This window comes from Paraburkholderia sediminicola (assembly GCF_046027355.1).
Taxonomy (GTDB): Bacteria; Pseudomonadota; Gammaproteobacteria; order Burkholderiales; family Burkholderiaceae; genus Paraburkholderia; species Paraburkholderia sediminicola_B.
In genome coordinates this window covers 1-1,250 of sequence record NZ_JAQQEK010000112.1, presented here as the reverse complement: position 1 = coordinate 1,250, position 1,250 = coordinate 1, and the positions used below count along the sequence as shown (strand labels likewise).

The window sequence follows — 1,250 nt, the reverse complement described above, 5'->3', positions numbered from 1 at the left end:
CTGCGCGCTACCGATCCGAAAGCGCCGTTCTACGCTCAGGTGCAGGCCGAGCGCGCCAAGATGGCCGCGTTCGCCGACCAGGTGCGCAGCGGCGAGTGGAAAGGCTATACCGGCAAACGGATCCGCTATGTCGTGAACATCGGCATCGGCGGCTCGGACCTGGGGCCGAAGATGGTCGTGCATGCGCTGCATCATCTGGCCACGCCGGAGATCACCACGCACTTCGTGTCGAACGTCGACGGCGCCGATCTGTACAACGTGATGCAGCAGATCGATCCCGAAGAGACGCTCGCGATCATCGTCTCCAAGACTTTCACCACGCTCGAAACCATGACCAATGCGCGCTCGCTGCGCGACTGGTTCATCGAGAAAGGCTGCCCGGAAAGCGCGCTGGCGAAGCACTTCGTCGGCGTGTCGGCCAATCCTGCGGAAGTGGTCAAGTTCGGCATCGCGAAAGAGAATGTCTTCGAGATGTGGGACTGGGTCGGCGGACGTTATTCGCTGTGGTCGGCCGTCGGTCTGTCGATCATGATCGCGATCGGACCGCAGCAGTTCGATGAACTGCTCGCCGGCGCCAACGAGATGGACCAGCATTTCCGCGACGCGCCGCTCGACAAGAATCTGCCGGTGCTGCTCGGCATGATCGGCATCTGGTATCGCAACTTCTTCGGCTCGCAAAGCTACCTGGTCGCGCCGTATTCGGAAGCGCTGCATTTCCTGCCCGCGTATCTGCAACAGCTCGAGATGGAGAGCAACGGCAAGTCCGCGCGTCTGGACGGGGCGATGGTCGACTATCCGACCGCCGCGGTGACGTGGGGCGAACCGGGCACCAATGGTCAGCATGCGTTCTTCCAGATGCTGCATCAGGGTCCGACGATCGTGCCGATCGACTTCATCGCCGTGCTGACGCCGGAGCATCCGCTCGTCAGCCATCATCCGAAGCTGCTGGCCAACTGCTTTGCGCAGAGTGAAGCGCTGATGCTCGGTCGCACGCTCGAAGAAGCGAAGAAAGTGGCCGGTGCCGACAAGCCTGAACTCGCACCGCACCTGATGTTTCCGGGCAACCGTCCGACCAGCACGCTACTGGTCGACGCGCTCACCGCACGTTCGCTCGGCGCGTTGATCGCGTTGTACGAGCACAAGGTGCTGGTGCAGGGGTCGGTGTGGAACATCAACTCATTCGATCAGTGGGGCGTGGAGCTGGGCAAGATTCTCGGCAAGGTGGTCGAGGCCGACCTGACGGCGCCGAA

Annotated in this window: 1 protein-coding gene; it reads left to right on the top strand. The window is 62.3% G+C overall.

Annotated elements, in window-relative coordinates; all coding sequences use genetic code 11:
- The coding region (pgi, locus tag PQR42_RS45490; protein ID WP_408393953.1) for a glucose-6-phosphate isomerase at nt 1-1,250 on the top strand (1,250 nt) is incomplete at both ends.